This is a genomic window from Amycolatopsis sp. NPDC104587 (assembly GCF_055583645.1).
The window spans coordinates 163435-188983 of record NZ_JBVJNO010000005.1 but is presented as its reverse complement, the minus strand read 5'-3'; the positions used below and the strand labels follow the sequence as shown (position 1 = coordinate 188983).

24 protein-coding genes are annotated in these 25549 nt (G+C 71.8%); 14 read left to right on the top strand and 10 right to left on the bottom strand.

Going from position 1 to position 25549, the window contains the following annotated elements; all coding sequences use genetic code 11:
* The first annotated feature begins 17 nt into the window (after window positions 1–17).
* From treS to glgB, 3 genes are read left to right on the top strand one after another with little or no spacing between them, the layout of a single operon-like run.
* A complete protein-coding gene (gene treS, locus ACZ61C_RS16355) occupies window positions 18–1826 on the top strand; it encodes a maltose alpha-D-glucosyltransferase (protein ID WP_465307388.1) in 1809 nt (602 codons plus the stop codon).
* A 5-nt stretch (window positions 1827–1831) separates the two neighbouring features.
* A complete protein-coding gene (locus tag ACZ61C_RS16350; RefSeq protein ID WP_465307386.1) occupies window positions 1832–3205 on the top strand; it encodes a maltokinase N-terminal cap-like domain-containing protein in 1374 nt (457 codons plus the stop codon).
* Between the two features lie 4 nt (window positions 3206–3209).
* A complete protein-coding gene (gene glgB, locus ACZ61C_RS16345) occupies window positions 3210–5417 on the top strand; it encodes a 1,4-alpha-glucan branching protein GlgB (protein WP_465307385.1) in 2208 nt (735 codons plus the stop codon).
* A 137-nt stretch (window positions 5418–5554) separates the two neighbouring features.
* Here the strand turns inward: glgB and ACZ61C_RS16340 are convergent, their stop codons facing one another.
* Window positions 5555–6127, bottom strand: a complete 573-nt coding sequence (locus ACZ61C_RS16340) for a hypothetical protein (protein WP_465307383.1) — start codon at window positions 6125–6127, stop codon at window positions 5555–5557.
* Between the two features lie 81 nt (window positions 6128–6208).
* On the opposite strand from ACZ61C_RS16340, the gene ACZ61C_RS16335 reads away from it, so the two are divergent.
* Entirely contained in the window at window positions 6209–6601 is a 393-nt protein-coding gene (locus ACZ61C_RS16335) for a hypothetical protein (protein WP_465307381.1), read from the top strand.
* 40 nt (window positions 6602–6641) lie between these two features.
* The gene (locus ACZ61C_RS16330) at window positions 6642–7835 is read left to right on the top strand and encodes a hypothetical protein (protein WP_465307379.1); all 1194 of its coding nucleotides are present in this window, start codon (window positions 6642–6644) and stop codon (window positions 7833–7835) included.
* A 58-nt stretch (window positions 7836–7893) separates the two neighbouring features.
* Here ACZ61C_RS16330 and ACZ61C_RS16325 read toward each other — a convergent pair whose 3' ends face one another.
* A complete protein-coding gene (locus tag ACZ61C_RS16325) occupies window positions 7894–9303 on the bottom strand; it encodes an RNA polymerase sigma factor (protein WP_465307377.1) in 1410 nt (469 codons plus the stop codon).
* 195 nt (window positions 9304–9498) lie between these two features.
* Window positions 9499–10266: a polyphosphate--glucose phosphotransferase gene (gene ppgK, locus ACZ61C_RS16320; RefSeq protein WP_465308246.1), complete on the bottom strand. Its 768-nt coding sequence runs from the start codon at window positions 10264–10266 to the stop codon at window positions 9499–9501.
* A gap of 64 nt (window positions 10267–10330) precedes the next feature.
* Between ppgK and ACZ61C_RS16315 the strand changes: the two genes are divergently transcribed.
* The gene (locus ACZ61C_RS16315; RefSeq protein WP_465307375.1) at window positions 10331–11149 is read left to right on the top strand and encodes an inositol monophosphatase family protein; all 819 of its coding nucleotides are present in this window, start codon (window positions 10331–10333) and stop codon (window positions 11147–11149) included.
* Window positions 11150–11162: 13 nt separating this feature from the next.
* Here ACZ61C_RS16315 and cei read toward each other — a convergent pair whose 3' ends face one another.
* Window positions 11163–11846: an envelope integrity protein Cei gene (gene cei, locus ACZ61C_RS16310; RefSeq protein ID WP_465307373.1), complete on the bottom strand. Its 684-nt coding sequence runs from the start codon at window positions 11844–11846 to the stop codon at window positions 11163–11165.
* Window positions 11847–12325: 479 nt separating this feature from the next.
* Between cei and ACZ61C_RS16305 the strand changes: the two genes are divergently transcribed.
* The gene (locus tag ACZ61C_RS16305) at window positions 12326–12634 is read left to right on the top strand and encodes a DUF4193 domain-containing protein (protein ID WP_086676737.1); all 309 of its coding nucleotides are present in this window, start codon (window positions 12326–12328) and stop codon (window positions 12632–12634) included.
* 138 nt (window positions 12635–12772) lie between these two features.
* On the opposite strand, the gene ACZ61C_RS16300 is transcribed toward ACZ61C_RS16305, so the two are convergent.
* Window positions 12773–13255 (bottom strand): DUF3093 domain-containing protein, encoded by a 483-nt coding sequence (locus ACZ61C_RS16300; RefSeq protein WP_465307371.1) that lies wholly within the window; start codon window positions 13253–13255, stop codon window positions 12773–12775.
* A 24-nt stretch (window positions 13256–13279) separates the two neighbouring features.
* Between ACZ61C_RS16300 and dut the strand changes: the two genes are divergently transcribed.
* Window positions 13280–13783 carry a dUTP diphosphatase gene (gene dut, locus ACZ61C_RS16295; RefSeq protein ID WP_465307369.1) on the top strand — a complete coding sequence of 168 codons (504 nt, stop codon included), beginning with the start codon at window positions 13280–13282 and terminating at the stop codon, window positions 13781–13783.
* Entirely contained in the window at window positions 13783–14445 is a 663-nt protein-coding gene (locus tag ACZ61C_RS16290; protein ID WP_465307367.1) for a DUF3710 domain-containing protein, read from the top strand. Before dut ends, ACZ61C_RS16290 begins: the two co-directional genes overlap by 1 nt.
* 45 nt (window positions 14446–14490) lie before the next feature.
* On the opposite strand, the gene ACZ61C_RS16285 is transcribed toward ACZ61C_RS16290, so the two are convergent.
* Window positions 14491–15195 carry an alpha/beta hydrolase gene (locus ACZ61C_RS16285; protein ID WP_465308244.1) on the bottom strand — a complete coding sequence of 235 codons (705 nt, stop codon included), beginning with the start codon at window positions 15193–15195 and terminating at the stop codon, window positions 14491–14493.
* A gap of 136 nt (window positions 15196–15331) precedes the next feature.
* Between ACZ61C_RS16285 and ACZ61C_RS16280 the strand changes: the two genes are divergently transcribed.
* Both ACZ61C_RS16280 and ACZ61C_RS16275 read left to right on the top strand, forming a co-directional pair.
* A complete protein-coding gene (locus ACZ61C_RS16280; RefSeq protein WP_465307365.1) occupies window positions 15332–15712 on the top strand; it encodes an OB-fold nucleic acid binding domain-containing protein in 381 nt (126 codons plus the stop codon).
* Window positions 15713–15721: 9 nt separating this feature from the next.
* A complete protein-coding gene (locus ACZ61C_RS16275; RefSeq protein ID WP_465307363.1) occupies window positions 15722–16444 on the top strand; it encodes a DUF3159 domain-containing protein in 723 nt (240 codons plus the stop codon).
* Between the two features lie 56 nt (window positions 16445–16500).
* Here ACZ61C_RS16275 and ACZ61C_RS16270 read toward each other — a convergent pair whose 3' ends face one another.
* A complete protein-coding gene (locus tag ACZ61C_RS16270) occupies window positions 16501–17157 on the bottom strand; it encodes a potassium channel family protein (protein WP_465307361.1) in 657 nt (218 codons plus the stop codon).
* On the bottom strand, window positions 17157–17822 hold the full coding sequence (locus ACZ61C_RS16265; RefSeq protein ID WP_465307359.1) for a potassium channel family protein: 666 nt from the start codon (window positions 17820–17822) through the stop codon (window positions 17157–17159). Before ACZ61C_RS16265 ends, ACZ61C_RS16270 begins: the two co-directional genes overlap by 1 nt.
* A gap of 93 nt (window positions 17823–17915) precedes the next feature.
* Here ACZ61C_RS16265 and ACZ61C_RS16260 point away from each other — a divergent pair, with 93 nt between their 5' ends.
* Both ACZ61C_RS16260 and ACZ61C_RS16255 read left to right on the top strand, forming a co-directional pair.
* Window positions 17916–19949 carry an APC family permease gene (locus tag ACZ61C_RS16260; protein WP_465307357.1) on the top strand — a complete coding sequence of 678 codons (2034 nt, stop codon included), beginning with the start codon at window positions 17916–17918 and terminating at the stop codon, window positions 19947–19949.
* A complete protein-coding gene (locus ACZ61C_RS16255; protein WP_465307355.1) occupies window positions 19946–21133 on the top strand; it encodes a class I SAM-dependent RNA methyltransferase in 1188 nt (395 codons plus the stop codon). Before ACZ61C_RS16260 ends, ACZ61C_RS16255 begins: the two co-directional genes overlap by 4 nt.
* Window positions 21134–21457: 324 nt before the next feature.
* On the opposite strand, the gene ACZ61C_RS16250 is transcribed toward ACZ61C_RS16255, so the two are convergent.
* Both ACZ61C_RS16250 and ACZ61C_RS16245 read right to left on the bottom strand, forming a co-directional pair.
* Window positions 21458–21877, bottom strand: coding sequence for a hypothetical protein (locus tag ACZ61C_RS16250; RefSeq protein ID WP_465307353.1), 420 nt, complete (start codon window positions 21875–21877; stop codon window positions 21458–21460).
* A gap of 86 nt (window positions 21878–21963) precedes the next feature.
* Window positions 21964–23433 (bottom strand): aldehyde dehydrogenase family protein, encoded by a 1470-nt coding sequence (locus tag ACZ61C_RS16245; RefSeq protein WP_465307351.1) that lies wholly within the window; start codon window positions 23431–23433, stop codon window positions 21964–21966.
* Between the two features lie 186 nt (window positions 23434–23619).
* Here ACZ61C_RS16245 and dxs point away from each other — a divergent pair, with 186 nt between their 5' ends.
* A complete protein-coding gene (dxs, locus tag ACZ61C_RS16240; RefSeq protein ID WP_465307349.1) occupies window positions 23620–25530 on the top strand; it encodes a 1-deoxy-D-xylulose-5-phosphate synthase in 1911 nt (636 codons plus the stop codon).
* Window positions 25531–25549: the final 19 nt, after the last annotated feature.

Below are 25549 nucleotides of genomic sequence, written 5' to 3'. Positions count from 1 at the left end.
GGACTGAGGTGGAGCACATGGCGGAGGAGGCCCGCCCCGACGCGGCGCTCGGGCTCGACGGTGTCCCGCACACCGGTGAGGCGATGACCGCCGATGGCATGCTGGTGGAACCCCAGGCCGGGGACTTCCGCTCGGCGCAACAGGCGCCCAGCAACCCGGAGTGGTTCAAAGGCGCGGTGTTCTACGAAGTGCTGGTGCGCGCGTTCGCCGACTCGAACGGCGACGGCACCGGCGACCTGAGAGGCCTGGCCGGCCGGCTGGACTACCTGGCGTGGCTCGGCATCGACTGCCTGTGGCTGCCGCCGTTCTACGCGTCGCCGCTGCGCGACGGCGGGTACGACATCAGCGACTTCCGGGCGGTGCTGCCGGAGTTCGGCAGTGTCGAGGACTTCGTGTTCCTGCTGAACGAGGCGCACCGGCGCGGCATCCGCGTGATCACGGACCTGGTGCTGAACCACACCTCCGACGCGCACCCGTGGTTCCAGCAGTCCCGCCAGGACCCGGACGGCCCGTACGGCGACTACTACGTGTGGAGCGACGACGACTCCCGCTACGCCGACGCGCGGATCATCTTCGTAGACACCGAGTCGTCGAACTGGACCTACGACCCGGTGCGCGGGCAGTTCTACTGGCACCGGTTCTTCTCGCACCAGCCCGACCTGAACTTCGAGAACGCCGACGTCCAGAACGCCATGATCGACACCCTGCGGTTCTGGCTCGACCTGGGCATCGACGGGTTCCGCCTCGACGCCGTGCCGTACCTGTTCGAGCAGGAGGGCACCAACTGCGAGAACCTGCCGCGCACGCACGAGTTCCTCAAGCGCTGCCGCAAGGTCGTCGACGACGAGTACCCGGGACGCATCCTCCTCGCCGAGGCGAACCAGTGGCCCTCGGACGTCGTCGAGTACTTCGGCGACCCGCAGGTCGGCGGCGACGAGTGCCACATGGCGTTCCACTTCCCGCTGATGCCGCGGATCTTCATGGCGGTGCGGCGCGAGTCGCGGTTCCCGATCTCGGAGATCCTCACCCAGACCCCGGAGATCCCCAGCGGCACCCAGTGGGGCATCTTCCTGCGCAACCACGACGAGCTGACCCTCGAGATGGTCACCGACGAAGAGCGCGACTACATGTACGCGGAGTACGCCAAGGACCCGCGCATGAAGGCCAACATCGGCATCCGCCGCCGCCTGGCCCCGCTGCTGGACAACGACCGCAACCAGCAGGAGCTCTTCACGGCGATGCTGCTGTCCCTGCCGGGCTCGCCCGTTCTGTACTACGGTGACGAGATCGGCATGGGAGACAACATCTGGCTCGGCGACCGCGACGCGGTGCGCACCCCCATGCAGTGGACCCCGGACCGCAACGCCGGGTTCTCGGCGTGCGACCCGGGCCGGATCTACCTGCCCGTGATCATGGACCCGGTCTACGGCTACCAGGGCCTGAACGTCGAGGCGCAGTCGAACAACGCGTCCTCGCTGCTGAACTGGACCCGGCGGATGATCGAGGTGCGCAAGGAGCACCACGCGTTCGCCGAAGGCGAGTTCGTCGACCTCGGCGGGTCGAACCCGAGCGTGCTGGCCTACAAGCGGCAGTGGCGGCGCCCGGACGGCGGCGAAGACGTCGTGCTCTGCGTGAACAACCTGTCCCGGTTCCCGCAGCCGGTGGAGCTGGACCTGTCCGCGCACCGCGGGTGCACGCCGGTGGAGCTCACCGGTGGCGTGCGGTTCCCCAGCATCGGGGACCTGTCGTACCTGCTGACGCTGCCGGGGCACGGCTTCTACTGGTTCCAGCTGACGAGCCCGGGAGACGAAGGCGAAACGAGGTGAGTCCCTTGTCCGACCCGCGCGAGCTGGTCGACGAACTGACCGGTGACCTGAAGCGCTGGCTGCCCGAGCAGCGCTGGTTCGCCGGAAAGGACCGGCCGGTGACCGGCGTCCGGCCGCTCGGCGTGACCGAGCTGGTCGGCGGCGACCCCCAGCTGCTGCACGTGGTGATCGAGGTCGCCCAGGACGACCGGCGGGAGCCCTACCAGCTGCTCCTGGGCCGGCGGACGCACCCGCCGGAGATCTCCTCGGGCAGCTGGATCGGCGCCGGCGGCGACCTCAACGCCTACGAGGCGTCCGGCGACCTCGACGTCACCGGTGTCCTGCTGGACCTGATGGCGCGGGAGGGCCGGGTGGGCTCGCTCGTGTTCGAGCACGAGCCGGGGGTCGAGCTGGAGACCGGCCTGCGGGCGCGGCCGATCACGTCGGAGCAGAGCAACACGTCGCTGGTCTACGGCGGCCAGTACATCCTCAAGCTGTTCCGCAAGCTCACCCCGGGCAAGAACAAGGACCTGCTGCTGCACCGGGCGCTGCAGGGTGTCGGCAGCAAGCACATCGCGCAGGTGCTCGGCTCGATCACCGGCGACCTCGGCGGCGAACCGACCACGGTCGGCATGCTCCAGCAGTTCGTCCCGGACGCCGTCGACGGCTGGGCGATGGCCACCACCAGCGTCCGCGACCTGATGGCCGCGCCGGAGCTGCACGCCGAGGAGGTCGGCGGCGACTTCGCCGGCGAGGCCGAGCGGCTCGGGCGCGCGGTCGCCGAGGTGCACGCGGACCTGGCCGAAGCGCTCGGCACCGAGGCGGTCGACGCCGACGAGCTGGAACGCACGATGAAGGCGATGGTCGCCCGGCTGGACACCCTCGCCGCGCGCGTGCCGGAGCTGGCGGAGCACGCCCCGGGGCTGCGGGCGGCGTTCGAGACGCTGCGCACCCTGCCCGCGGACTCGGTGACCATGCAGTACATCCACGGCGACCTGCACCTCGGCCAGGTGCTGCGGACGGTCGGCGGCTGGCTGCTGATCGACTTCGAGGGTGAGCCGGCGGCCCCGGTGGAGGAGCGGCACGCGCTGCGGTCGCCGTTGCGCGACGTGGCGGGCATGCTGAGGTCGTTCGACTACGCGGCCCAGCAGCTGCTGGTCGGGCAGCCGGACGAGCCGGCGCTGGCCGAGCGGGCCCAGGAGTGGTCCGACCGCAACCGGGCCGCGTTCTGCGAGGGCTACGCCGCGGTCGCGGCCGACCCGCGCGACCAGGGCGAGCTGCTGCGCGCCTTCGAACTGGACAAGGCGGTCTACGAAGTGGGTTACGAGCACGCCAACCGGCCGGACTGGCTGGGTGTGCCGCTCGCTTCGATCGCCCGGATCACTAGCGGAGAGGGATGACACCGTGAACGCGGTTCCGGAAGGCTTCCCGGCCGCGGCCCCGCCGGCCGCGGACATCGACCGGCTGCTCGCCGGGTCCCACCACGACCCGCACTCGGTGCTGGGCGTGCACGCCGTCGGCACGGGCTTCGCGGCTCGTGCGCTGCTGCCCGGCGCCAAGGCCGTGACGCTGCGCGCGGGGGAGCGCCGGTACCCGATGGAGCCGGTGATCGACGCGCTGTTCGCCGCCGCCGTGCCCGAGCACCCCGGTGACTACCGGCTGGAGGTCGAGTACGACGGGCACACCGTCACCGCCGACGACCCGTACCGCTGGCTGCCCACGGTCGGCGAGCTGGACCTGCACCTGATCGGCGAAGGCCGGCACGAGCGGCTCTGGGAGGCGCTCGGCGCGCACGTCCGGTCGTACGAGACGCCGAACGGCGACGTCGAGGGCACGTCGTTCGCGGTGTGGGCGCCGAACGCCCGCGGCATCCGCGTGATCGGCGACTTCAACGGCTGGGACGGGCGCGGGCACGCGATGCGCTCGCTCGGCTCGTCCGGGATCTGGGAGCTGTTCGTCCCCGGCGTCGGCGCGGGGACCTGTTACAAGTTCCGCATCCTCGGCGCCGACGGCAACTGGCGCGAGAAGGCCGACCCGATGGCGTTCGGCACCGAGCAGCCGCCGGCGACGGCGTCGGTCGTCACCACCGGCGCGCACACGTGGGAAGACGACGAGTGGGTGGCCCAGCGCGAGGCGACCCAGTGGGCCGCGGCGCCGATGAGCGTCTACGAGGTCCACCTCGGGTCGTGGCGGCCCGGCCTGGACTACCGCGAGCTGGCCGACCAGCTCGGCGACTACGTGCTCGAGACCGGCTTCACGCACGTCGAGCTGCTGCCGGTGTCGGAGCACCCGTTCGGCGGCTCGTGGGGCTACCAGGTGACGTCGTACTACGCGCCGACGTCCCGCTTCGGCTCGCCGGACGACTTCCGCTACTTCGTCGACCGCCTGCACCAGCGGGGGATCGGCGTGCTCGTCGACTGGGTGCCCGCGCACTTCCCGAAGGACAGCTGGGCGCTGGCGAAGTTCGACGGCACCGCGCTGTACGAGCACGCGGACCCGCGCCGCGGCGAGCAGCCCGACTGGGGCACGCTCGTGTTCGACTTCGGCCGCAACGAGGTCCGCAACTTCCTCGTCGCCAACGCGCTGTACTGGATCGAGGAGTTCCACCTCGACGGCCTGCGCGTCGACGCCGTCGCCTCGATGCTCTACCTCGACTACTCCCGCAACGAAGGGGAGTGGCTGCCGAACCAGTACGGCGGCCGCGAAAACCTGGACGCGGTGAAGTTCCTGCAGGAGCTGAACGCGACCGTTTACAAGCGACACCCGGGCATCGTGATGGTGGCCGAGGAGTCGACGGCGTGGCCGGGTGTCACGCGCCCAACGCACCTGGGCGGGCTCGGGTTCGGCTTCAAGTGGAACATGGGCTGGATGCACGACACGCTCCGGTACCTGTCGCACGAGCCGATCCACCGGGCCTACCACCACAACGAGATGACGTTCTCGCTCGTGTACGCGTGGAGCGAGAACTTCGTGCTCCCGCTGTCGCACGACGAAGTGGTGCACGGCAAGGGATCCCTGTGGGGCCGCATGCCGGGTGACGCCTGGAACAAGGCGGCCGGGCTGCGCTCGCTGCTGGCGTTCATGTGGGCGCACCCGGGCAAGCAGCTGCTGTTCATGGGCGGCGAGTTCGGGCAGCCGTCGGAGTGGTCGGAGCAGCGTTCGCTGGACTGGCACCTGCTGGAGGAGCCGCTGCACCGCGGCGTCCAGGACCTGCTGCGGTCGCTCAACTCGGTGTACAAGTCGACACCGGCGTTGTTCAGCCAGGACACGTCCCCGGACGGCTTCCGCTGGATCGACGCGAACGACTCCAGCGGCAACGTGCTGAGCTTCCTGCGCATCGGCGCGGACGGCTCGAAGCTGGCCTGCGTGGCCAACTTCGCCGGAGTCCCGCACCACGACTACCGCGTCGGCCTGCCGTCCGCGGGCCGCTGGCGCGAGGTCGTCAACACCGACGCCGAGGCCTACGGCGGCTCCGGCGTCGGCAACCTGGGCGAGGTCGAGGCGGTGGAGTCCCCGTGGCACGGCCAACCGGCCTCGGCCGTCCTCCAGCTCCCCCCGGCCGGAGTCCTCTGGCTCACCGAAGAACCCCCGGAGACCCCCGAACTCGCGTGACGAAAGGGGCATCACCCGTGTGCCGAGAGGCATCACACGTGATTGGCGGGGCATCGGACGTGATGCCCCGCCAATCACGCGTGATGCCCTCCTGATCACGGGTGATGCCTCTTCAATCACACGTGTCGGCGCTCTGATCACGGGCCGTTTCGCGGGCTCGGCGGGCCGCGGCGGCGTCGGCGGCGGGCCGGGGCGTCGAGGAACCAGGCGAAGTGCAGGAGTCCGGGCTGGTCACCCGGGATCCACAGCACCACCGGGTCGTCTTCGCCGAGGCGGAGGATCAGCTCGGCGGGCTGGTCGGTCCACCGGCCGCTCGTGCCGCCGAGGGCGACCTTGGCCTCGGTGATCTCGGCGAGCCGGGCCCGCCAGCGCGGCTCGAGCCCGCCGCGCGCCCAGGCCAGCAGCTCGAGTGAGCGGGTGTGCGGCTCGTGCACCAGGAACACGAGGTGCTTCGCCCTGGTCCGGCCCCGGTCGTGCCCGGCGTAGACGTGCTCCGGGTGACGTCCGGCCGCGTGGAGCCGGCGGCGCACCCGCGCCAGCCGCAGCCGCGGCAGCACTCCGCGGGCCCGGGCCGTGGCGTGGGCCGTCTCCACGACGAGCGCCACCGCGGTGGCGACGCCCAGCAGCCAGGCGCCGTCACCCAGGACGGAGATGGCGCAGGCCAGCGCCGCCGCGCCCAGGCCGAGGGCGAGCGCCACCGCGCACGGCACAGGCGGTCGTGGTGGAACGGTTCTACCGTCGACCGCCCGGGAGGGGTCCCCGAACCGGCCTCGCGGCCTTACCATGAGGTCATGGCCGGCGCCGGCGGCGTCCTCGCGAACCTGATCCTGTTCGCCGTGGTCTGCATCGCTCCCACGGTGCTCTTCTGGTGCGCGCTGCGCTTCCCCGCGATCCTGCGGTGGATCCGCGAGAAGCGCGTGAAGCCCCAGCCCCAGGGCCCGCCGATCGAACGGGTCGCCGCGGACCTGCGTCGCGTGCACCGCCTCCTCGCCGGCTACCCCTCCGGCACTCCCGCCGCGCGGCGCTTCGGCACGCGGCAGGCGTACGACGAGCTCCTCACCCAGGCGTGCCGCCAGGTCGGCGTCCCGCACCGGCTCGAGGAGCTGCCCGAGGGGATGGACCGCGAGATCGAACGGCTGCGCGTCGAGCAGTCGCTGCGGGAGCGCGGCCTGGCCGTCCCCTGAGTTGTACGGGCCGTGTACGCGGCTCGGGGACGCTGCGGGCATGCGATTCGTGCTCGGTCTTGTGGTGCTGGTGCTGCTCGGGCTGCCGTCGACGGCCCAGGCGGCCGCGAACTTCCCCCGCCTCGACGCGGCGACCGTCGACAGCTATCGGCTCACCGCGGGGGACACCTTCGCCACCTACGGCAGCCGCATCACCGCGCTGGACAAGAAGCTGCCGCCGCGCGCGCTCCCGGCGCTGCTCGGCGACACCAACCGCAAGGCCCGCCCGCTGTGCCACGGCACGTACCTCGCCGCCGCGCTGAAGCCCGCCGGGTTCTGCTGGGAGGACGCGAACGACGACAAGACCAACGACTGGGTCCCGCAGGGCCTCACCGGCTCGGGCGACGCCTCGCCGTCGACGGGGACGGCCGGTGGCAAGCGCGTCGTCGTGACGTCGTGGCACACCCCGGGCGACACGATGGTCCGACTGTCCTTTGTGGACGCCAACGGGCTCGGCTACCGGCACGTCCTGCTCGTGGAACCCACTTCCGACAACGACTTTGCGGTTGTGGCCGGCCACGGGCACGGCATCACGTGGTCCGGGAACCTGCTCTACGTCGCCACCACCGGCGGCCTGGTCCGCGTCTTCGACACGACGCACTTCTGGAAGGTCGACGCGAGCGCGGCGACGGTCGGCCTCGGCAGCGACGGCAAGTACCACGCCGCGTACTACGACTACGCGATGCCGCAGGTGGGCGCCTACTGGTACCCCGGCGGCGGCGCCTGCACGACGGCGACCGGCGCGCTGCCCTGCCTGTCGACCCTTTCGTTCGACCACACCGATTCCACGTTCGTGACGGCCGAGCACGTCCCGGCCGCGGCGGGCGGCCGGATCCTGCGCTGGCCGTTCGACACCGCTTCGGGCCGGCTCGCGACGTCGTCCGACGGGCTGGTGCACGCGATCGAAGGGTTTTCGTCACCGGTCTGGGGGATGCAGGGCGCGGTGGCGCGCAACGGCTACTTCGTGCTGACCGGTGTCTGCCCGGAGTACGCCGGAGTGGCGGGCGACCACCCGTCGTGCCTGCACGGCGGGGTCGGCGGCGTGTCGACGTCGCGGCTGGCCGGCCAGGCGCCGGTGAACAGCCAGAACCTCTCGTACTGGCCGGCGACGGGTGAGCTGTGGCTGCTGAACGAGCAGCTGCGCGAACGCGTCACGGTGCACGTGCCGTGGACGACGCTCACCGGCCGGGCCTGAACGCGGAAGAACCCCGCCACCCGAGGTGGCGGGGTTCTTCGTTGTCCTGTAAGGAAAATCAGTCCAGGTAGTCCCGCAGCACCTGCGACCGCGACGGGTGACGCAGCTTCGACATCGTCTTCGACTCGATCTGCCGGATGCGCTCACGGGTCACCCCGTACACCTGGCCGATCTCGTCGAGCGTGCGCGGCTGGCCGTCCGTGAGGCCGAAGCGCAGCCGGACCACGCCCGCCTCGCGCTCGGACAGCGTCTGCAGCACCGACTGGAGCTGGTCCTGCAGCAGCGTGAACGACACCGCGTCGACCGCGACGACCGCTTCGGAGTCCTCGATGAAGTCACCGAGCTGCGAGTCGCCCTCGTCGCCGATCGTCTGGTCGAGCGAGATCGGCTCACGCGCGTACTGCTGGATCTCCAGGACCTTCTCCGGGGAGATGTCCATCTCCTTGGCGAGCTCCTCGGGCGTCGGCTCGCGGCCGAGGTCCTGCAGGAGTTCGCGCTGTATACGGCCGAGCTTGTTGATGACCTCGACCATGTGCACCGGGATGCGGATGGTGCGGGCCTGGTCGGCCATCGCGCGGGTGATCGCCTGGCGGATCCACCACGTGGCGTACGTCGAGAACTTGTAGCCCTTGGTGTAGTCGAACTTCTCCACCGCGCGGATCAGGCCGAGGTTGCCCTCCTGGATGAGGTCCAGGAACGCCATGCCGCGGCCGGTGTAGCGCTTGGCCAGCGAAACGACGAGCCGGAGGTTCGCCTCGAGCAGGTGGTTCTTGGCGCGCTCGCCGTCACGCACGATCCACTTGAGATCGCGGCGCATCTGGGTGACGAGCTTCTCGCCCTCCTCCTCGGCGGTGCGCACGCGCTCGGCGGCGTAGAGCCCGGCCTCGATCCGCTTGGCCAGCTCCACCTCCTCCTCCGCGTTCAGCAGCGCGACCTTGCCGATCTGCTTGAGGTAGGCCCGCACGGAGTCGGCCGACGCGGTGAGCTCGGCGTCCTTGCGCGCCTGGCGCAGGGCCTCCGACTCCTCCTCGTCCCAGACGAAGTCGGGGTTGTCGGAGCTCTTGGCGGCGGCCGCCTTGTCCGCGGCCGCGCCGCGACGGCGCTGCGCCGGGGTCTCCTCGTCCGACTCGTCGTCGTCATCGTCGTCGTCATCCGCCGAGCCGGCGTCCGGCTCGTCGTTGACGGTCTCGTCGACAACGTCGACCTCGACCTCTTCCAGGTCCGACAGGTCGGGCGAGTCGAGTTCGCCTTCTTCGAGACCCTCGGGGCCTTCGGGCTCGCCGTCCTCGCCCTTGGCGCCCTTGGTCGCGGGCTTCTTCGCCGGAGCCTTCTTGGCCGGAGCCTTCTTCGCGGTGGTGGTCTTGCGGGCCGCTGGCTTCGCCGTCCCGGTGGCTGCCTCTTCGGCCGGCTCGCCGGCTGCGGTCGCTGTCTTCGTCCCGCCTCGGGTTGCGGTTCTTGCGGCTGCCACTTACGCCCTTTCGCAGCGGTCGATCATGACGAGCAACGGCACGGGGCCACTGCTGCCTCACATTCGGGGATCACGCCTCGGCCTGCGGTTTTGGCCTCCGCAGCCGTGGGCCGTGTTCCATTGTAACGACGGTACGCGCATGCGTCGCGAAGCGATCACCTTCCGGCCCGCCGGGGCGGGCCGGCGGCGGCCGTTCTAGTGCTCGATGCCCTCGGCCGCGGCGGCCGCCGCGCCGACGATCCCGGCGTTGTTCTGCAGCGTCGCGACCAGCACCGGAGTGCGGATGTCCAGCAGCGGCACCCATTTCTCGGCCTTCTTGCTGACCCCGCCGCCGACGATGAACAGATCGGGCCAGATGAGGTTTTCGAGCACGGTCAGATAACGGTGCACCCGCTTGGCCCAATCGGGGTAGGACAGGCCCTCGTTGTCCTTCACCGAGGCCGCCGCGCGCTTCTCCGCGTCGTGCCCGTCGATCTCCAGGTGGCCGAACTCGGTGTTCGGGACGAGCTTGCCGTCCTGGAACACCGCGCTGCCGATCCCGGTGCCGAAGGTCAGCAGCGCGGTGACGCCCTTGCGCGCGACCGGGTCGCCGAAGCGGATCTCGGCCATGCCGGCCGCATCGGCGTCGTTCAGCATCGCGATCTGGTCGACGCCGCGGCCGATCCGCTTGGCGAACAGCGCGTCCGCGTCGGTGCCGATCCACTGCTTGTCGATGTTGGCCGCGGTGTGCGCGACGCCCTTCTTCACGACGGCCGGCAGCGTCACGCCGACCGGGCCGTCCCACGCCGCCTGCGTGACGATGTCGTGCACGACGTCGGCCACCGCCGACGGGGTGGACGGCTTGGGCGTCTCGATCCGGATCCGGTCGCCGATGAGCTGGCCCTTTTCCAGGTCGACCAAGGCGCCCTTGATCCCGCTGCCGCCGATGTCGATGCCGAAACCTCGGCGGGTCGCCTCCACCACGGACGTGGTCCCTTCTCGCACGATTCAGAAGCCTGCCTCGGAGACTTTAACCGGATGTGGTGACATGGCGGACGTGGGAGTTGACGAGTCGTTGCTGAAAAGCGTCGCGGAGCAGGTCGCGACGGAAGCCGCCGAGCTGGTCCGCGAGGCCTGGGAGGGGATGGCGGGCGGTCGCGCGGTCGCCGTGGACACCAAGTCCGCGGCCACCGACGTGGTGACCGCGGTGGACCACGAGTCGGAACGGCTCGTGCGGGCGAGGCTGGCCGAGCTGCGGCCGGGGGAGCCGGTGCTGGGAGAGGAGGGCGGCGGCGAGGCCGGTGCCGGCGTCACCTGGGTCGTCGACCCGATCGACGGCACGGTGAACTTCCTCTACGGCCTGCCCTGGTTCGCGGTGTCGGTGGCGGCCCAGGTCGGCGGCGAGTCCGTGGCCGGCGCGGTGGTCGAGCCGGCGAGCGGCCGGGTGTGGTCGGCGGCGCGCGGCCAGGGCGCGTTCCTGGACGGCCGCCGGCTGGCGGTGTCGGCGCCTTCGCGGCTCGAGCTGACGTTGGTCGGGACGGGGTTCGCGTACTCGGCCGAGCGGCGGAGGCGGCAGTCGCGGTTCGCGGCGGAGCTGCTCGGGCGGGTCCGGGACATCCGCCGCAACGGGGCGGCGTCGCTCGACCTGTGCGCGGTGGCGGCGGGCTGGCTGGACGCGTACGTCGAGCACGGGCTGCACCGCTGGGACTGGGCCGCGGGAGCGCTGATCGCGGCGGAGGCGGGCGCGCGGGTGTGGCTGCCGGGTTCGGCGCCGGAGCTGGGCGCGGACGCGACGTACGCGGCGTCTCCGGCGATCGCGGACCCGCTGCGGAAGGTGCTGGCCGACTGCGGCGCGGCCGACGTCTGAGGCCCGCTCCGGGTCAGCAGGCGACGTCGCGGGCCGAGGCCAGCAGGGTCTGGTCGATCACCGGGGCCTGCCCGCCGGCCGACTGCTCGTTGCCGCCGCCGCCCTGGTGGGCCTTCGACCAGTCGGCGAGCTGAGTCAGGATCTGGCGGGCTTCCGCACGGGGCCGCAGGTCGCCGAAGAGGGTGCCCGTCACCAGGTCGACGCTCGCGTCCTTGCGGTTGTCCTGGACCAGCTCGGCGCACGGCACCACCAGGCTGATCGTCCGGGCCGCCGTGACGCCGTTCTCGCCGAAGCGGATCTGGCCGCGGCACTTGGCCTCGCGGCCCTCGTACGCCGGGTCGTTGGCCGGTTCGCCCGCGCCCGTGAAGCCCAGCTCCTTGAGCGCCGTCGTGGCGATGCCGCCCTGGCCGCGGCTGCCGGACGCGTTGAGCACCTTCACCGCGACCTTGTCCGGCGGCACTGGGGCGCGGTCGTCGAGCGCGGTGTGGGGGAGGGTGTTCAGCGTGACGCCCGGTGGCGGGCTGGCCGGCGGGTCGCAGCGGACGGCCTCGTCGACGTCGCCCTTGCCGACCGCCGCGTTGATCCACACGACGATCGCGCCGAGGGCCAGCACGCCGATCACGATCAGCGCCGGCAGCGGCTTGTGCTTGCGATACGGCCGCGCCCCACGGTCCCCGATGCCGTTCCCCGACGCCACCTGCCCGTCCCTTCCCGAACCCGAAACCGACCGGTGCGCACGGCACCGTCGTGGCCGATGAGCCTAGGCGCTGCGACCGCCGCGCGGCCCTCCGGGTCACCCCCGTGCCCGCCCGTGGCCCCGTGCGGCGATCGCACCACGGCGGGGACCGCCGGAGCAAGCGGACACGGGCCGCGCGTGAAGTTCTCCACCCGCGGGCAACCCGAATGGACGACAACGCGTCTTACCTGCGGGTTCCCCCTGTCGGGTGACGATTGCCGGGCAATGTCTGACTCGTTGCAGAACCGTCGCGGGCGTGAGCTACCCTTCCCGGGCTCCGGCCGCAGGACGAGGCCCAAAACGAGAGAGACCTCGGTCACTCCGGCCGTCGGGCACAAACAGCGGCCCTGGAACGTTGACCAGCGGCACGGCGGACTCACGGGCGCACCCGGGGGTCCGGGAAAACGACTACACAAGCTGATCGCAGGGGTGAGGGACACATGGCTACCGACTACGACGCTCCGCGCCGCAGCGAAGCCGACGAGCTGGCCGAAGACTCGTTGGAGGAGCTCAAGGCCCGGCGGAACGAGAACCAGTCCGGCGTCGTCGACGTCGACGAGGACGCGACCGCCGAGAACTTCGAGCTGCCGGGTGCCGACCTCTCCGGGCTTTCCGGTGAGGACATGACCGTGAAGGTGGTGCCGAAGCAGGCTGACGAGTTCACCTGCTCCGTGTGCTTCCTGGTGCACCACCGCAGCCGGCTGGCCGAGGAGAGCGGCGGACGCCTGATCTGCCGCGACTGCGCCTGAGCGCGCGGGATCTCGGACCGGGGTTCAGGGGACGAACAGACGCGACGGAGAGCCCTGAGGGACAGGGGAGGGCTCGAAGCGCGCTGGGGACAAGGGGGCCGGCCGGCAGGCCGGCCCCCTTCCACATGTCCGGGGTGTTCAGGCGCCCTTGAGCAGCTCGGCGATCCGCTCGGGGTGGCGGGTGCTGAACAGCCAGTACGGCGTCGGGTCGGCCGCGTCGGCGACGCGGACCCGCACGACCGGGCCGACCCAGCCGCGGTGCAGCACGTAGGCGGCGGGGTCGCCGTCCCGGCCGAGCGCCTTGCGCTTGGCGTCCTTGTCGAAGATCTCCACTTCGCCGGCATAGCGCAGCGGCAGGTGCGCGTCGCCGACCCACAGCTCCGGCTCGTCACCGCCGGTGACGCGGACCTTGGCCCGGCCGAGTGACAGCAGCAGCGCCACCACGACCGGCAACGCGATCACGTACGGCAGCCACGCCCGGATCCCGGGGTACCCGAGGTCGATCTCGGCCGCCAGCAGGATCGCGCCCAGCACCGGCAGCGGCCAGCCCCACCAGGGGACGTAGAGCCGCTCGGAGTGCCGGACCGCGGCACTCGCGGCCGTCTTCGCTGATTCACCCACGGGTAGAGAGTAATCTCGCCGCCCGTGTCCAGCGTTCAGGTACTCCTCTCCCGGCTCGACCCGGATGTCCCGCTGCCCGCCTACGCCCGACCGGGCGACGCGGGCGCCGATCTCGTCACGACCTCGGATATCGTCCTCGAACCCGGGGAACGCGCGGTGGTCGGCACCGGTGTCGCGATCGCGCTCCCCCCGGGGTACGCGGGGTTCGTCCACCCGCGGTCGGGCCTCGCGGCCCGGGCCGGCCTCTCGGTGGTGAACACGCCGGGCACGATCGACGCGGGGTACCGCGGGGAGATCAAGGTCTGCCTGATCAACCACGATCCGGTGCACCCGGTGAAGCTCGCGCGCGGCGACCGCATCGCCCAGCTGGTCGTGCAGCGGGTCGAGCACGCCGAGTTCGTCGAGGTCGCCGAGCTCGACGCCACCGAACGGGGCGCCGCCGGCTACGGCTCCACGGGCGGACACGCCACACTGGGAGCAGACGCGCTCGCCGCGAGCGCCGGGGCTGGGGAAGGAACGGAGAAGTAGTGGGGATTTTCGGACGCAAGCGGCGGACCGAGGGCGGGCCCGCCGGACGGCACACCGCGCCCGAGACCGACAACACGATCGAGGACGAGGCGTACGAGGACGAGGACGGCGAGCTGTCGGACGTCTCCGACGGCCCGTTCGACGTCGCGGACTTCGAGGACGACGGCGTCCCGCGGATCGACCTCGGCTCGGTGAAGGTGCCGGTGCCGGACGGGTCCCAGGTGCAGGTCGAGATGGACCCGGAGACCGGGGGCGTGCGCGCCGTGCACGTCGTCACCGAGCAGGGTCAGATCACGGTCAGCGCGTACGCCGCGCCGCGCACGGGCGGGCTGTGGCGGGAGGTCAGCACCGAGCTGGCCGACCAGCTGCGGGCCGACGGCGCGAAGGTGAACATCGGCCGCGGCGTGTGGGGCCTGGAGATCTCGGCCATCGTCGGGGACGTCTCGCTGCGCTTCGTCGGCATCGACCGGCCGCGCTGGATGCTGCGCGGGGTCATCGCCGGGCCGCAGTCGGAGGCCGCGGCCGCGGTGGAGGTGCTGCGGGAGATCGTCCGCCGCACGATCGTCGACCGCGGGGACGCGCCGATGCCGGTCCGCACGCCGCTGACCATCACGCTGCCCGACGCCGTCGCCGAGCACATCGCCCAGCAGCAGCAGGGCTGACGCCCGGGTTCGTGAAGGCCGCCTCGAGTCCGCTCGAGGCGGCCTTCACGGCTTTGCGGGGGGTGCCGCCGGGTCGCGGCGGGCCTTCAGGAAGGCGAGCACGGTCGCCCGGCCGAGGGACTCGCGATCGGCGCCGAGCGCCGTGAGCGTCGTCTCCCCGAGGGCCGCGCGGGGGAGTGCCGTGGCCCACTCCGATGCGACTTTCGTCGGGTGGATCGGGTCGTCGGTGCACGTGCCGACCCCCGCCGGGACGGCCAGCGCCGCGAGCTCAGCGAGCGTCGGCGCCGGGCGGCCCGCCGCGACGCGCAGGCCGTCGGCGAGCCCGTCGCCGTGGCGGCGCCAGGCCCGGGCCAGCTCGGCCCGCAGCCAGTCCGGCGACCCGGCCGTCTGCGCCAGCGCCCCGTCGACCCCGGAACCGGCCACCAGATCCGCGGACAGCGTCGCGGCCAGCGACGCGGGTGCTGAGCCGGGATCGCCGTTCCAGGCCGGGAGCGCGGCCAGCAGGCCCCCGCAACGGCCCCGGTTGCGCACGGCCCACTCCGCGGCCAGGTGCGCGCCGAACGAAATGCCGCCGACGAGCAGTTCGCCGTGTTCGTCCGCCAGCGCGTCCAGGGCCGCCAGGTAGCCCTCGGCGAGCGCCGCGCCCGGGGGCGGCGCCGGCGCGATGAGCGGGACGCCGAGGGCGCGCAGCGGGCCGCCGAAGACCGCGCGGACGAACACCTCGTCGGAGCCGGTGCCGGGCAGCAGCACCGCGGCGGGAACTCGGATTGCGGACGTCACGTTGCGATCTTTGCGCAAAGGCGTTCTCCTGGCGGGGACCGCAGCTACGCTGGAAACGTTCGGGCCGCAAACACCACGTCGGGGGCCCCGGAGCACAGGAGCACCTATGTCCGCCAAAGACGGCGGCTACTTCAGCCGGTTGGTTCGCAAGCTGACCAGCGACGTCGAGGATCTCGACGCCGACGAGATGTCGATGAGGTCCGGCGCCGAGGGCGCGCAGCGGGCCTGTGACTGCCGGTCCGGCGAAGAGGTCACCGTGATGGGGAGACTCCGCAGCGTGGAGCTGTGCCCGACCGACGAGGCCGCCACCCTGGAGGCGGAGCTGTTCGACGGGACGCAGGGCGTGACGCTAATCTGGCTCGGCCGCCGCCGGATCCCGGGCATCGAGCCTGGCCGGACGATCAAGGTGCGCGGCCGGATGGCCGAGCGTGCCGGCCAGAAGGTGCTGTACAACCCCTATTACGAGCTCCAGAGCCCAGTGAGTTGATCACCTATCGTGACTGATCCCGCCCCGAGCGAGAAGAAGACCGACGACGAAGAAGGGCCGCAGCCGACCCTGCTCGAGCAGATGGGCGGCGTGTCCGGCCTGGTCTACTCGTCCCTGCCGGTGATCGTGTTCGTGCTGGCCAACTCGTTCTTCGGGCTGACGGCGGCCATCTGGACCTCGATCGGCAGCGCGGTGGCGATCACCGTGCTGCGCGTGGTCCGCAAGGAGCCGCTGCAGCCGGCGATCTCCGGGTTCTTCGGCGTCGCGATCGCGGCGTTCATCGCCTACCGCACGGGGTCGGCGAAGGGGTTCTTCCTCTTCGGGATCTACGCCAGCCTGGTCTACTGCGGCGTCTTCGTGCTGTCGGTGGTGGTCCGCTGGCCGATCGCGGGTGTCGTCTGGAACATGCTCAACGGCACCGGCCAGGCGTGGCGCAAGGACAAGCCGTCCCGCTACGGCTACGACATCGCCACGCTGGCGATGGCGCTGATCTTCGCCGCCCGGTTCGTCGTGCAGCGGTGGCTCTACCAGGAGGACTACACCGGCTGGCTGGCCTTCGCGAAGATCGCGATGGGTTACCCGCTCTACGCGCTGGGCCTGCTGGTGGTCGTCTGGGCGGTGCGCCGGTCGGACAAGCGCCTCAAGGCGATGGCCGAGGACGAGCCGGAACCGGAGACCGACGCCGAGGTCGAAGCCCGGCTGCGCCAGAAGTACGCCGCTCCCGAAGCCTAGTACGCCCCCAATGTGGCCTTCGGTGCGTTCAACGCACCGAAGGCCACATTGGGGCGCTAGTAGCCCAGGGCCGTCCGGATCTCCGGCTCGACGTCCGCGGTGGCCACGAACAGCAGCTCGTCGCCCGGCTCCAGCGGGTCCTCCGGCTGCGGCACGATCACGCGGTCGCCGCGCAGGATGGTCACCAGTGCGGCGTCACGCGGCAGGGACACCGCGCTCACCGGCTTGCCGGCCAGCGGGGTCTCGGCCGGCAGCGTCAGCTCGACGAGGTTCGCGTTGCTCTGCCGGAACGTCATCAGCCGCACGAGGTCGCCGACGCTGACCGCCTCCTCGACCATCGCCGCGAGCATCCGCGGTGTCGAGACGGCGACGTCGACGCCCCAGGCGTCGGTGAACAGCCACTCGTTGGCCGGGTTGTTCACCCGCGCCACCACGCGCCGGACCGCGAACTCCGTCTTCGCGAGCAGCGAGACCACCAGGTTCGCCTTGTCGTCGCCGGTGGCGGCGATGACGACGTCGCACTGCTCGATCCCGGACTCCTCCAGGATCGACACCTCGCAGGCGTCGCCCAGCACCCAGTCGGCCTGCTCGACGGTGTGCGGCTCGAACTGGTCGGCCTCCCGCTCGATGAGCATCACCTGGTGCCGTCCGTCGATCAGCTCGGCGGCGATGGAACGGCCGACGGCGCCCGCCCCGGCAATCGCGACCCGCATCAGTCCTCGTCCTCCGGTTCGCGCTGCGCCACGCTCGTGACGTCGCTGACGGTGCCCGAGCGCGCGGCGACCCACACGCCGTCGTCGGCCTGGAGCACGGTCTTGGTGTCGGGCAGCACGGCGGTGCCGAAGCGCATGATGAACGCCACCCGCGCGCCGCTGGCCTCCTGCAGGGACCGCACGGAGTGCCCGACCCAGCTCTCGTGCAGCGGCAGCTGCAGCAGCGCGACGTTGCCCGACGGGTCGCGCCACGCCGACGCCACGCCGTCCGGCAGCAGGGTGCGCAGGAACCGGTCGGTGGTCCACGGCACGGTCGCCACCGTCGGGATGCCCAGCCGCTCGTACACGGCCGCCCGCTTGTGGTCGTAGATGCGCGCCACGACGTGCTCGATCCCGAAGTTCTCGCGGGCGACCCGCGCCGAGATGATGTTCGAGTTGTCGCCGCTGGACACCGCCGCGAACGCGCCGGCCCGTTCGATGCCCGCTTCGATCAGCACCTTGCGGTCGAACCCGACCCCGACGACCTGCTGGCCGTGGAAGTCGCTGCCGAGCCGGCGGAACGCCTGCTGGCTCTTGTCGATGACGGCCACCTCGTGGCCGAGCCGCTCCAGCGCAGCGGCCAGGGACGCGCCTACCCGGCCGCATCCCATGATCACCACGTGCACGCCCTGCCTCCTCTTCGGCGGTTAACCCGTCCGTACCTACCCCGACATGCCAGCGCCGAACCTACCGTGCCCCCCGCCGGTTAGGCTTCCGTGGTGTCGAAGTTCCCGACCGTGCTGAAACGCCTGGTCCTCGGACGTCCGTTCCGCAGTGACAGGCTCGCTCACACGCTCCTGCCGAAGCGCATCGCGCTGCCTATCTTCGCGTCCGACGCGCTCTCGAGCGTGGCGTACGCGCCCGAAGAGATCTTCCTGACGCTGAGCGTCGCCGGTCTCTCCGCCTACGCGCTGGCGCCGTGGATCGGCATCATGGTCGCCCTGGTCATGCTGGTCGTCGTCGCGTCCTACCGGCAGAACGTGCACGCGTACCCGAGCGGCGGCGGCGACTACGAGGTCGCCAACACGAACCTGGGCGGGAAGTTCGGGCTGACCGTGGCGAGCGCGCTGCTCGTCGACTACGTGCTCACCGTCGCAGTGTCCACTTCGTCCGGTGTGGCCAACATCGGGTCCGCGGTGCCGTGGGTGGCGCAGCACAAGGTGCTCGCCTCGATCGTCATCGTGGTCGTGCTGACGTCGCTGAACCTGCGCGGCATCCGGGAGTCGGGGAAGGCCTTCGCGATCCCGACATACGGGTTCATCCTGGGCATCCTGGTCATGGTCGTGTGGGGCCTGGTGCAGGCGGCCACCGGCACCGAGATGAAGGCCGAGAGCGCCGGGTTCACCTTGAACGCGGAGGGCACCTTCGCGGGAGTCGCGTACGCGTTCCTGGTGTTGCGCGCGTTCTCCTCCGGCGCGGCGGCGCTGACCGGGGTCGAGGCGATCAGCAACGGCGTCCCGGCGTTCCAGAAACCCAAGTCGAAGAACGCGGCGACGACGCTGCTGATGATGGGCCTGCTGGCAGTCACCATGCTGGTCGGCATCATCACGCTCGCCACGATCACCGACGTCAAGTTCGCCGAGGACCCGGCGGAGCAGCTCGCCGGCGCGCCCGCCGGCTACGAGCAGAAGACGATCGTCGCGCAGATCGCGCACGCGGTGTTCGCCGACTTCCCGCCGGCGTTCTACTACATCTCCTTCTCCACCGGCATCATCCTGCTGCTGGCCGCGAACACCGCGTTCAACGGCTTCCCGGTGCTGGGCTCGATCCTGGCGCAGGATCGCTACCTGCCGCGGCAGCTGCACACGCGCGGCGACCGGCTGGCGTTCTCCAACGGGATCCTGTTCCTCTCGGCCTTCGCGCTGGTGCTGATCATCGCGTTCGACGCCGAGGTCACCCGGCTGATCCAGCTCTACATCGTGGGCGTGTTCGTGTCGTTCACGGTGAGCCAGGCCGGCATGATCCGGCACTGGAACCGGTTGCTGAGCAAGGAAACCGACCCGGCCAAGCGGCGGCGGATGCGGCGCTCGCAGACGGTCAACGCGGTCGGCCTGACCATGACCGGCGTCGTGCTGGTGATCGTGCTGATCACCAAGTTCCTGCTCGGCGCGTGGATCGCGATCGCGGCGATGATCGCGATCTTCGTGCTGATGACGGCGATCCGGAAGCACTACGACCGCGTCGCCGACGAGCTGAAGGAGCTCGGCGACACCCCGACCGTGCTGCCCTCGCGCAACCACGCGATCGTGCTGGTGTCCAAACTGCACCGGCCGACCCTGCGCGCGCTGGCCTACGCCAAGGCGATGCGCCCGGACGTCCTCGAGGCCGTGACGGTCAATGTGGACGACGCGGACACCCGCCGGCTCACCGCCGAGTGGGAGGCGCACAAGTTCAAGGTGCCGCTGAAGGTCGTCGAATCGCCCTACCGCGAAATCACGAAGCCGGTCCTGGACTACGTGAAGCGCGTGCGTGGTGACAACCCGCGCAACGTCGTGACGGTGTTCATCCCGGAGTATGTGGTCGGTCACTGGTGGGAGCAGGTGCTGCACAACCAGAGCGCGCTGCGGCTCAAGGGCCGCCTGCTGTTCCAGCCGGGTGTCATCGTGGCGAGCGTGCCGTGGCAGCTGGAGTCCTCGGCCAAGGCGGCCGCGCGCGTGCGCAACGAACGGCCCGCGGCGGGCGACGTCCGCCGGGGCTTCTCGCCCAACGGGAAGTCCGTGGCCACCCCCAAGCCCAAGGAGCCGGCCGAATGACCAGCTGGCTGGGACGCGTCCTCGAGGTGGAGGTCGGCGCGGTGGCGCACGGCGGCCACTGCGTGGCCCGCGCGGAGGGCCGGGTCGTGTTCGTCCGGCACGCGCTGCCGGGCGAGCAGGTCCGCGTCGAGGTGACCGAGGACAACGGCGGTTCCTTCTGCCGCGGCGACGCGATCGAGGTGCTTTCGGCCTCGGAGTTCCGGGTGGAGCCGCCGTGCCCGCTCGCCGTGCCGGGCGGCTGCGGCGGCTGCGACTGGCAGCACGCGGCCCCGGCGCACCAGCGTTCACTGAAGGCATCGGTGGTGGCGGAGCAGCTCCGGCGGCTGGCCGGCATCGAGCGTGACGTCGTCGTGGAGGAGCTGGACGGCGGCCCGCTGGACTGGCGCAGCCGCGTCCGCCTGGTCGCCGACGGCGACGGGCGCGCCGGACTGCGCGCGCACCACAGCCACCGCGTGGTGGCGTTGGAGGACTGCCCGATCGCGGTGCCGGGCGAGCTCGACGACGTCCTCGCGCGGCGCTGGCGGCCGGGCAGCGAGCTGGAGGTCACCAGCGACGGTGACGGCGGGGTCCACGTGCGGGAGCTGTCGACGGTGCGCGGCAAGGTCCGCGCCCGCCAGCTGGCCGGCGGCGTGGCCGTGCAGCACGCGGCGGGCCGCGACTGGCGCCTCGACGCGCACGGCTTCTGGCAGGTCCACCCGGCGGCGGCGTCGACGCTGGCCTCCGTCGTGGCGAAGTGGGCGGAGGCGCCTGCCGGCGGCTCGGCGTGGGACCTCTACGCCGGGGTCGGGCTGTTCGCGTCGGTGCTGGCCGGGCAGGTCGGCCCGGCCGGCCGGGTCCTGGCGGTGGAGTCCGGCCGCCGCGCGGTCGCCGACGGCGAGCGGAACCTGGCGGACCTCCCGCAGGTGTCGTGGCAGGCCGGGCGCGTCGAGCACGTGCTGGCGTCGGCGGCGAAGCCGGTGGACGTCGTGGTGCTGGACCCGCCGCGCAAGGGTGCGGGCAAGGCGGTGGTGGAGTCCATCGTGGCCGGCCAGCCGGACCGGATCGTGTACGTGGCCTGCGACCCGGCGGCTTTGGCCCGCGACGTGGCGTTCTTCGGCGCGCACGGGTACGCGCTGACCGACCTCCGCGCGTTCGACGCCTTCCCGATGACCCACCACGTGGAGTGCGTGGCGCTGCTGTCCTGAGGTCGCCGGTGGTGGCGCGCCAGACTGCTGCGCACCTCGGCCGAGCGGGCGCGGCTGCCTGGCGCCCGCGTGTACGGCGGCTTGGGCTCCGGTGCTTGCCTTGGCTGCCCGCGCCGCTTCGGGCCTGCGGGGGTCGGCAGGCCGGGCGTGCCTTGCTGGCGTGCCCGCGCGGTATCGAGCCTGCGGGGATCGGCGGGCCGGGCGTGCCTTGCTGGCGTGCCCGCGCGGTATCGAGCCTGCGGGGATCGGCAGGCCGGGCGTGCCTTGCTCGGCGTGCTCGCGCCGGCCTGACCGCCGCGCGCTGCCGCAACCCCGCCCCGCGCGTCAGGTGGCCCGTTTCGCCGCGAAGGCGGCCGCCAGGCCCGTGGCCGTCATCGCCACCCCGGACACCAGCAGCACCCACGCGCCCGCGCCCGGGACGATGCGGGCCGCCGGCTGGATGCGGGTCACCCCCGGGAGCGTCACCACCAGGTGGCGCAGCACCACGCCCGTCACCACCAGGCCCGGCAGGCACGCCAGCGCCAGCGGCTCGTCCTGGTGGCGGGCGAACGTCAGGTACGCCAGCGTCGCCGCGATCAGGACCGCCGCCGCGCAGACCAGGCGCAGGCCCAGCGCCAGCTCCGGGTCGGGGGTGCCCGGGGGCAGCACACCCGGGTACTCGGCCGTGCGCAGCGTGAGGCCCGCGATCACCCCGAGCGCGGCCGCGCCCACCACCACCGCCCGCGGCCCCCGGAAGTGCGTCACGCCAGGCAGCATAGGACGCGGGAAACGGCTTTCCGATCACCTTTTCCGCGTTGGGCCGTTCGGTCGATCCCGATCGGGGGACACGCTCAGCCGGCGAACCAGTGCTGCGGCCCCGGGCGGAGGTTCTGGTAGACGTGCTTCGTCTCGGTGTACTCGGCCAGCCCCGACGGCCCCAGCTCGCGGCCGAACCCGGACTGCTTGTACCCGCCCCACTCGGCCTGCGGCAGGTACGGGTGGAAGTCGTTGATCCACACCGTGCCGTGGCGCAGCCGCCCGGCCACGCGCTGGGCGCGCCCCGCGTCCTGCGTGAACACCGCTCCGGCCAGGCCGTAGTGGGTGTCGTTGGCGATGCGGACGGCGTCGTCCTCATCGGTGAAGGTCTCGACCGTCAGGACCGGCCCGAACGACTCTTCGCGCACCGCCGACGACCCCTGTTGCACCTGGTCCAGGATGGTCGGCAGGTAGTAGAAGCCGTCGGCCAGCGCCGGGTCGTCCGGCCGGCGGCCGCCCGTCCGGAGCACCGCGCCCTCGGCCAGCGCCGTGGCCACGTAGTCCTCGACCTTCGCCCGGTGCGCCGCCGAGATCAGCGGCCCGGTCTCGGCGCGCTCGTCGAACGGCCCGCCCAGCCGGATCCGCTCGGCCCGGCGCACCAGCTCGTCGACGAACTCGTCGTGCCACTCGCGCTGCACGATCAGCCGCGTGCCCGCCGAGCACACCTGGCCCGAGTGCAGGAACACCGCCGTCAGCGCGTAGTCGACCGCCGTCTCGAAATCGGCGTCGGCGAAGACCACGTTCGGGTTCTTCCCGCCCAGCTCCAGGGCCACTTTTTTGACCGTCGCGGCCGCCGAGGCGGCGATCACCTTCCCGGTCGCCAGCCCGCCGGTGAACGACACGAGGTCGACGTCCGGGTGCGCGGCCAGCGGCGCCCCGGCCTCGGCGCCCGCGCCGAGCACCAGGTTCGCGACGCCCGGCGGCAGGCCCGCCTCGGTCAGCAGCTTGAGGAACAGGATCGCCGTGTGCGGGGTCAGCTCGCTCGGCTTGAGCACGAACGTGTTGCCCGCGGCCAGCGCCGGTGCGATCTTCCACACGGTCTGCAACAGCGGGTAGTTCCACGGCGTGATCAGCCCGCAGACGCCGACCGGCTCGTGCACGATCCGGCTGAAGGCGTCCGGGTTGCCGGTGTCGACGACGCGGCCGGCGTCCTGCGCCGCGAGCTTGCCGAAGTAGCGCAGGCAGGCCGCGATGTCGGCCATGTCGTAGCGGCTCTCGACCAGGCGCTTGCCGGTGTCGAGCGACTCGGCGCGGGCGAACGCCTCCGCGTCGCGGTCGAGCAGGTCCGCGGTGCGCAGCAGCAGGTCACCGCGCAGGTGCGCGGGCGTGCCGGGCCACGGGCCGGTGTCGAACGCCCGCCGCGCGGCCGCGATGGCGGCCTCGGTGTCCTTCGCGGTGCCCTCGGCGACCGTCGCGACCAGGGAGCCGTCGGCCGGGCAGCGGATCTCGCGGCGCCCGCCGCCGAGCGCGTCCACCCATTCGCCGCCGATGCAGAAGTCCGCCATGCGCCCCATTCTCGTGGCCACGCCGCGTGACCGCCACAGCACGGCGGGGAGACGGAGTTCACCCCGCGTGATGACGGGTGGTCGCGCTCCGCCTGTGACGCCGGACGCGGCGGGCGGAACCACCCTGGCGGGTCTCCGTAGACTGGCCGGAACGTGGGTGGGCCCGAACGAGTGAGGTGGAGACGAGTGACGATGCTGAAGTCCGTCGCCGGACCGGCGGATCTGAAGCGCATGAGTGTCGAGGACCTCGGCGAACTGGCCGCCGAGATTCGGGACTTCCTCGTCGACAAGGTCCGCCGCGCCGGCGGGCACCTGGGGCCGAACCTCGGTGTGGTCGAGCTGACGCTGGCCCTGCACCGCGTGTTCGACTCGCCACGCGACGCGATCGTCTGGGACGTCGGGCACCAGGCCTACGTGCACAAGATCGTCACCGGCCGCGCCGACGGCTTCAGCCTGCTGCGCCAGACCGGCGGGGTCACCGGGTACCCGTCGCGCGCCGAAAGCGAGCACGACTGGGTCGAGAGCAGCCACGCCTCGTCCGCGCTGTCCTATGTGGACGGCCTGGCGAAGGCGTTCGCGCTGGACGGCGGCGAGCGGCACGCCGTCGCCGTCGTCGGGGACGGCGCGCTCACCGGCGGCATGTGCTGGGAGGCGCTCAACAACATCGCCGCGCACCGCGACCGCCCGGTCGTCATCGTCATCAACGACAACGGCCGCTCCTATTCGCCGACCATCGGCGGCCTGGCCGACCACCTCGCGGCGCTGCGCCTGCAGCCGGGGTACGAGCGGCTGCTCGACGGCGGCCGCGAGATCCTCCGGCACACCCCGGTCGTCGGCCGGCCGATCTACGCCGCGCTGCACGCCGCGAAGGCCGGGCTGAAGGACGCCCTGAGCCCGCAGGCGATGTTCTCCGACCTCGGCCTGAAGTACCTCGGCCCGGTCGACGGCCACGACCAGGTCGCGCTGGAGAAGGCCCTGCTGAGCGCGAAGACGTTCGGCGGCGCGGTGATCGTGCACGTCGTCACCGAGAAGGGGCACGGGTACGCGCCCGCGGTCAACAACGAGCACGACCAGATGCACCAGACCGACCCGATCGACCCGGAGACCGGGCTGCCGCCGGTGAAGGGGCCGAGCTGGACCGGTGTTTTCGGTGACGAGCTGGCGAAGATCGGTGCCGAGCGGGAAGACGTCGTCGCGATCACCGCGGCGATGTTGCGGTCGACCGGGTTGGACAAGTTCGCGGAGGCTTTTCCCGAGCGGTGGTATGACGTGGGTATCGCCGAGCAGCACGCGGTGACGTCGGCTGCCGGGTTGGCCATGGGTGGGTTGCATCCGGTTGTGGCGATCTACTCGACTTTTCTCAACCGGGCTTTTGACCAGGTGCTGATGGATGTCGCGCTGCACCGCCTGCCCGTGACGTTGGTGCTGGACCGGGCCGGGATCACCGGGCCGGACGGGCCGAGCCACCACGGCATGTGGGACCTGTCGCTGCTGGGCATGGTTCCGGGGATGCGGGTTGCCGCGCCGCGGGATCCTGCTTCGTTGCGGGAAGAGCTGCGGGAGGCCGTGGCCATCTCGGACGGTCCTTCCGCGCTGCGGTTCTCCAAGGGCAAGGTCGGTGCGGATGTCGCTGCCGTCGAGCGGCTGGGCACGGTCGACGTGCTGCGCCGTCCCGTCGATGCGGCCGACGTGCTGCTGGTGACGGTCGGTCCGTTCGCGACGCTCGGGCTGGCTGCCGCCGATCGGCTCGCCGACCAGGGGATCGGGGTCACCGTCGTCGACCCGCGGTGGGTGCTGCCGGTGCCGGCCGAGCTGGTGGCGCTGGCGTCCCAGCACAAGCTTGTCGTGACTGTGGAGGACAGTGGCCGGCACGGGGGGTTCGGTTCCGCTCTGGCCGCGATGTTCCGGGATGCCGAGTGTGATGTGCCCTTGCGGGACTTGGCTGTGCCGCAGGCTTTCCATGATCTGGGGAGCCGGGACGAGGTCTTGGGGCGCATCGGGCTGACGGCTCAGGATGTCGCTCGGCGGGTTACTGAATGGGCTTCGCGGCTGGGCTCGGTTTCGGAACCCGAGAAGAAGGACGCGAACCGCGGCTGAGGCTTCTGCCGCGGTTTAA

What these genes read in the sequence shown, in the direction of transcription:
- ACZ61C_RS16330 (WP_465307379.1), top strand. Translation starts at nt 6,642, where the DNA reads ATGCGATTCGTGCTCGGTCTTGTGGTGCTGGTGCTGCTCGGGCTGCCG.
- ACZ61C_RS16305 (WP_086676737.1), top strand. Translation starts at nt 12,326, where the DNA reads ATGGCTACCGACTACGACGCTCCGCGCCGCAGCGAAGCCGACGAGCTG.
- treS (WP_465307388.1), top strand. Translation starts at nt 18, where the DNA reads ATGGCGGAGGAGGCCCGCCCCGACGCGGCGCTCGGGCTCGACGGTGTC.
- ACZ61C_RS16245 (WP_465307351.1), bottom strand. Translation starts at nt 23,433, where the DNA reads ATGGCGGACTTCTGCATCGGCGGCGAATGGGTGGACGCGCTCGGCGGC.
- ACZ61C_RS16315 (WP_465307375.1), top strand. Translation starts at nt 10,331, where the DNA reads ATGGCGGACGTGGGAGTTGACGAGTCGTTGCTGAAAAGCGTCGCGGAG.
- ACZ61C_RS16270 (WP_465307361.1), bottom strand. Translation starts at nt 17,157, where the DNA reads ATGCGGGTCGCGATTGCCGGGGCGGGCGCCGTCGGCCGTTCCATCGCC.
- ACZ61C_RS16280 (WP_465307365.1), top strand. Translation starts at nt 15,332, where the DNA reads ATGTCCGCCAAAGACGGCGGCTACTTCAGCCGGTTGGTTCGCAAGCTG.
- ACZ61C_RS16255 (WP_465307355.1), top strand. Translation starts at nt 19,946, where the DNA reads ATGACCAGCTGGCTGGGACGCGTCCTCGAGGTGGAGGTCGGCGCGGTG.
- ACZ61C_RS16335 (WP_465307381.1), top strand. Translation starts at nt 6,209, where the DNA reads ATGGCCGGCGCCGGCGGCGTCCTCGCGAACCTGATCCTGTTCGCCGTG.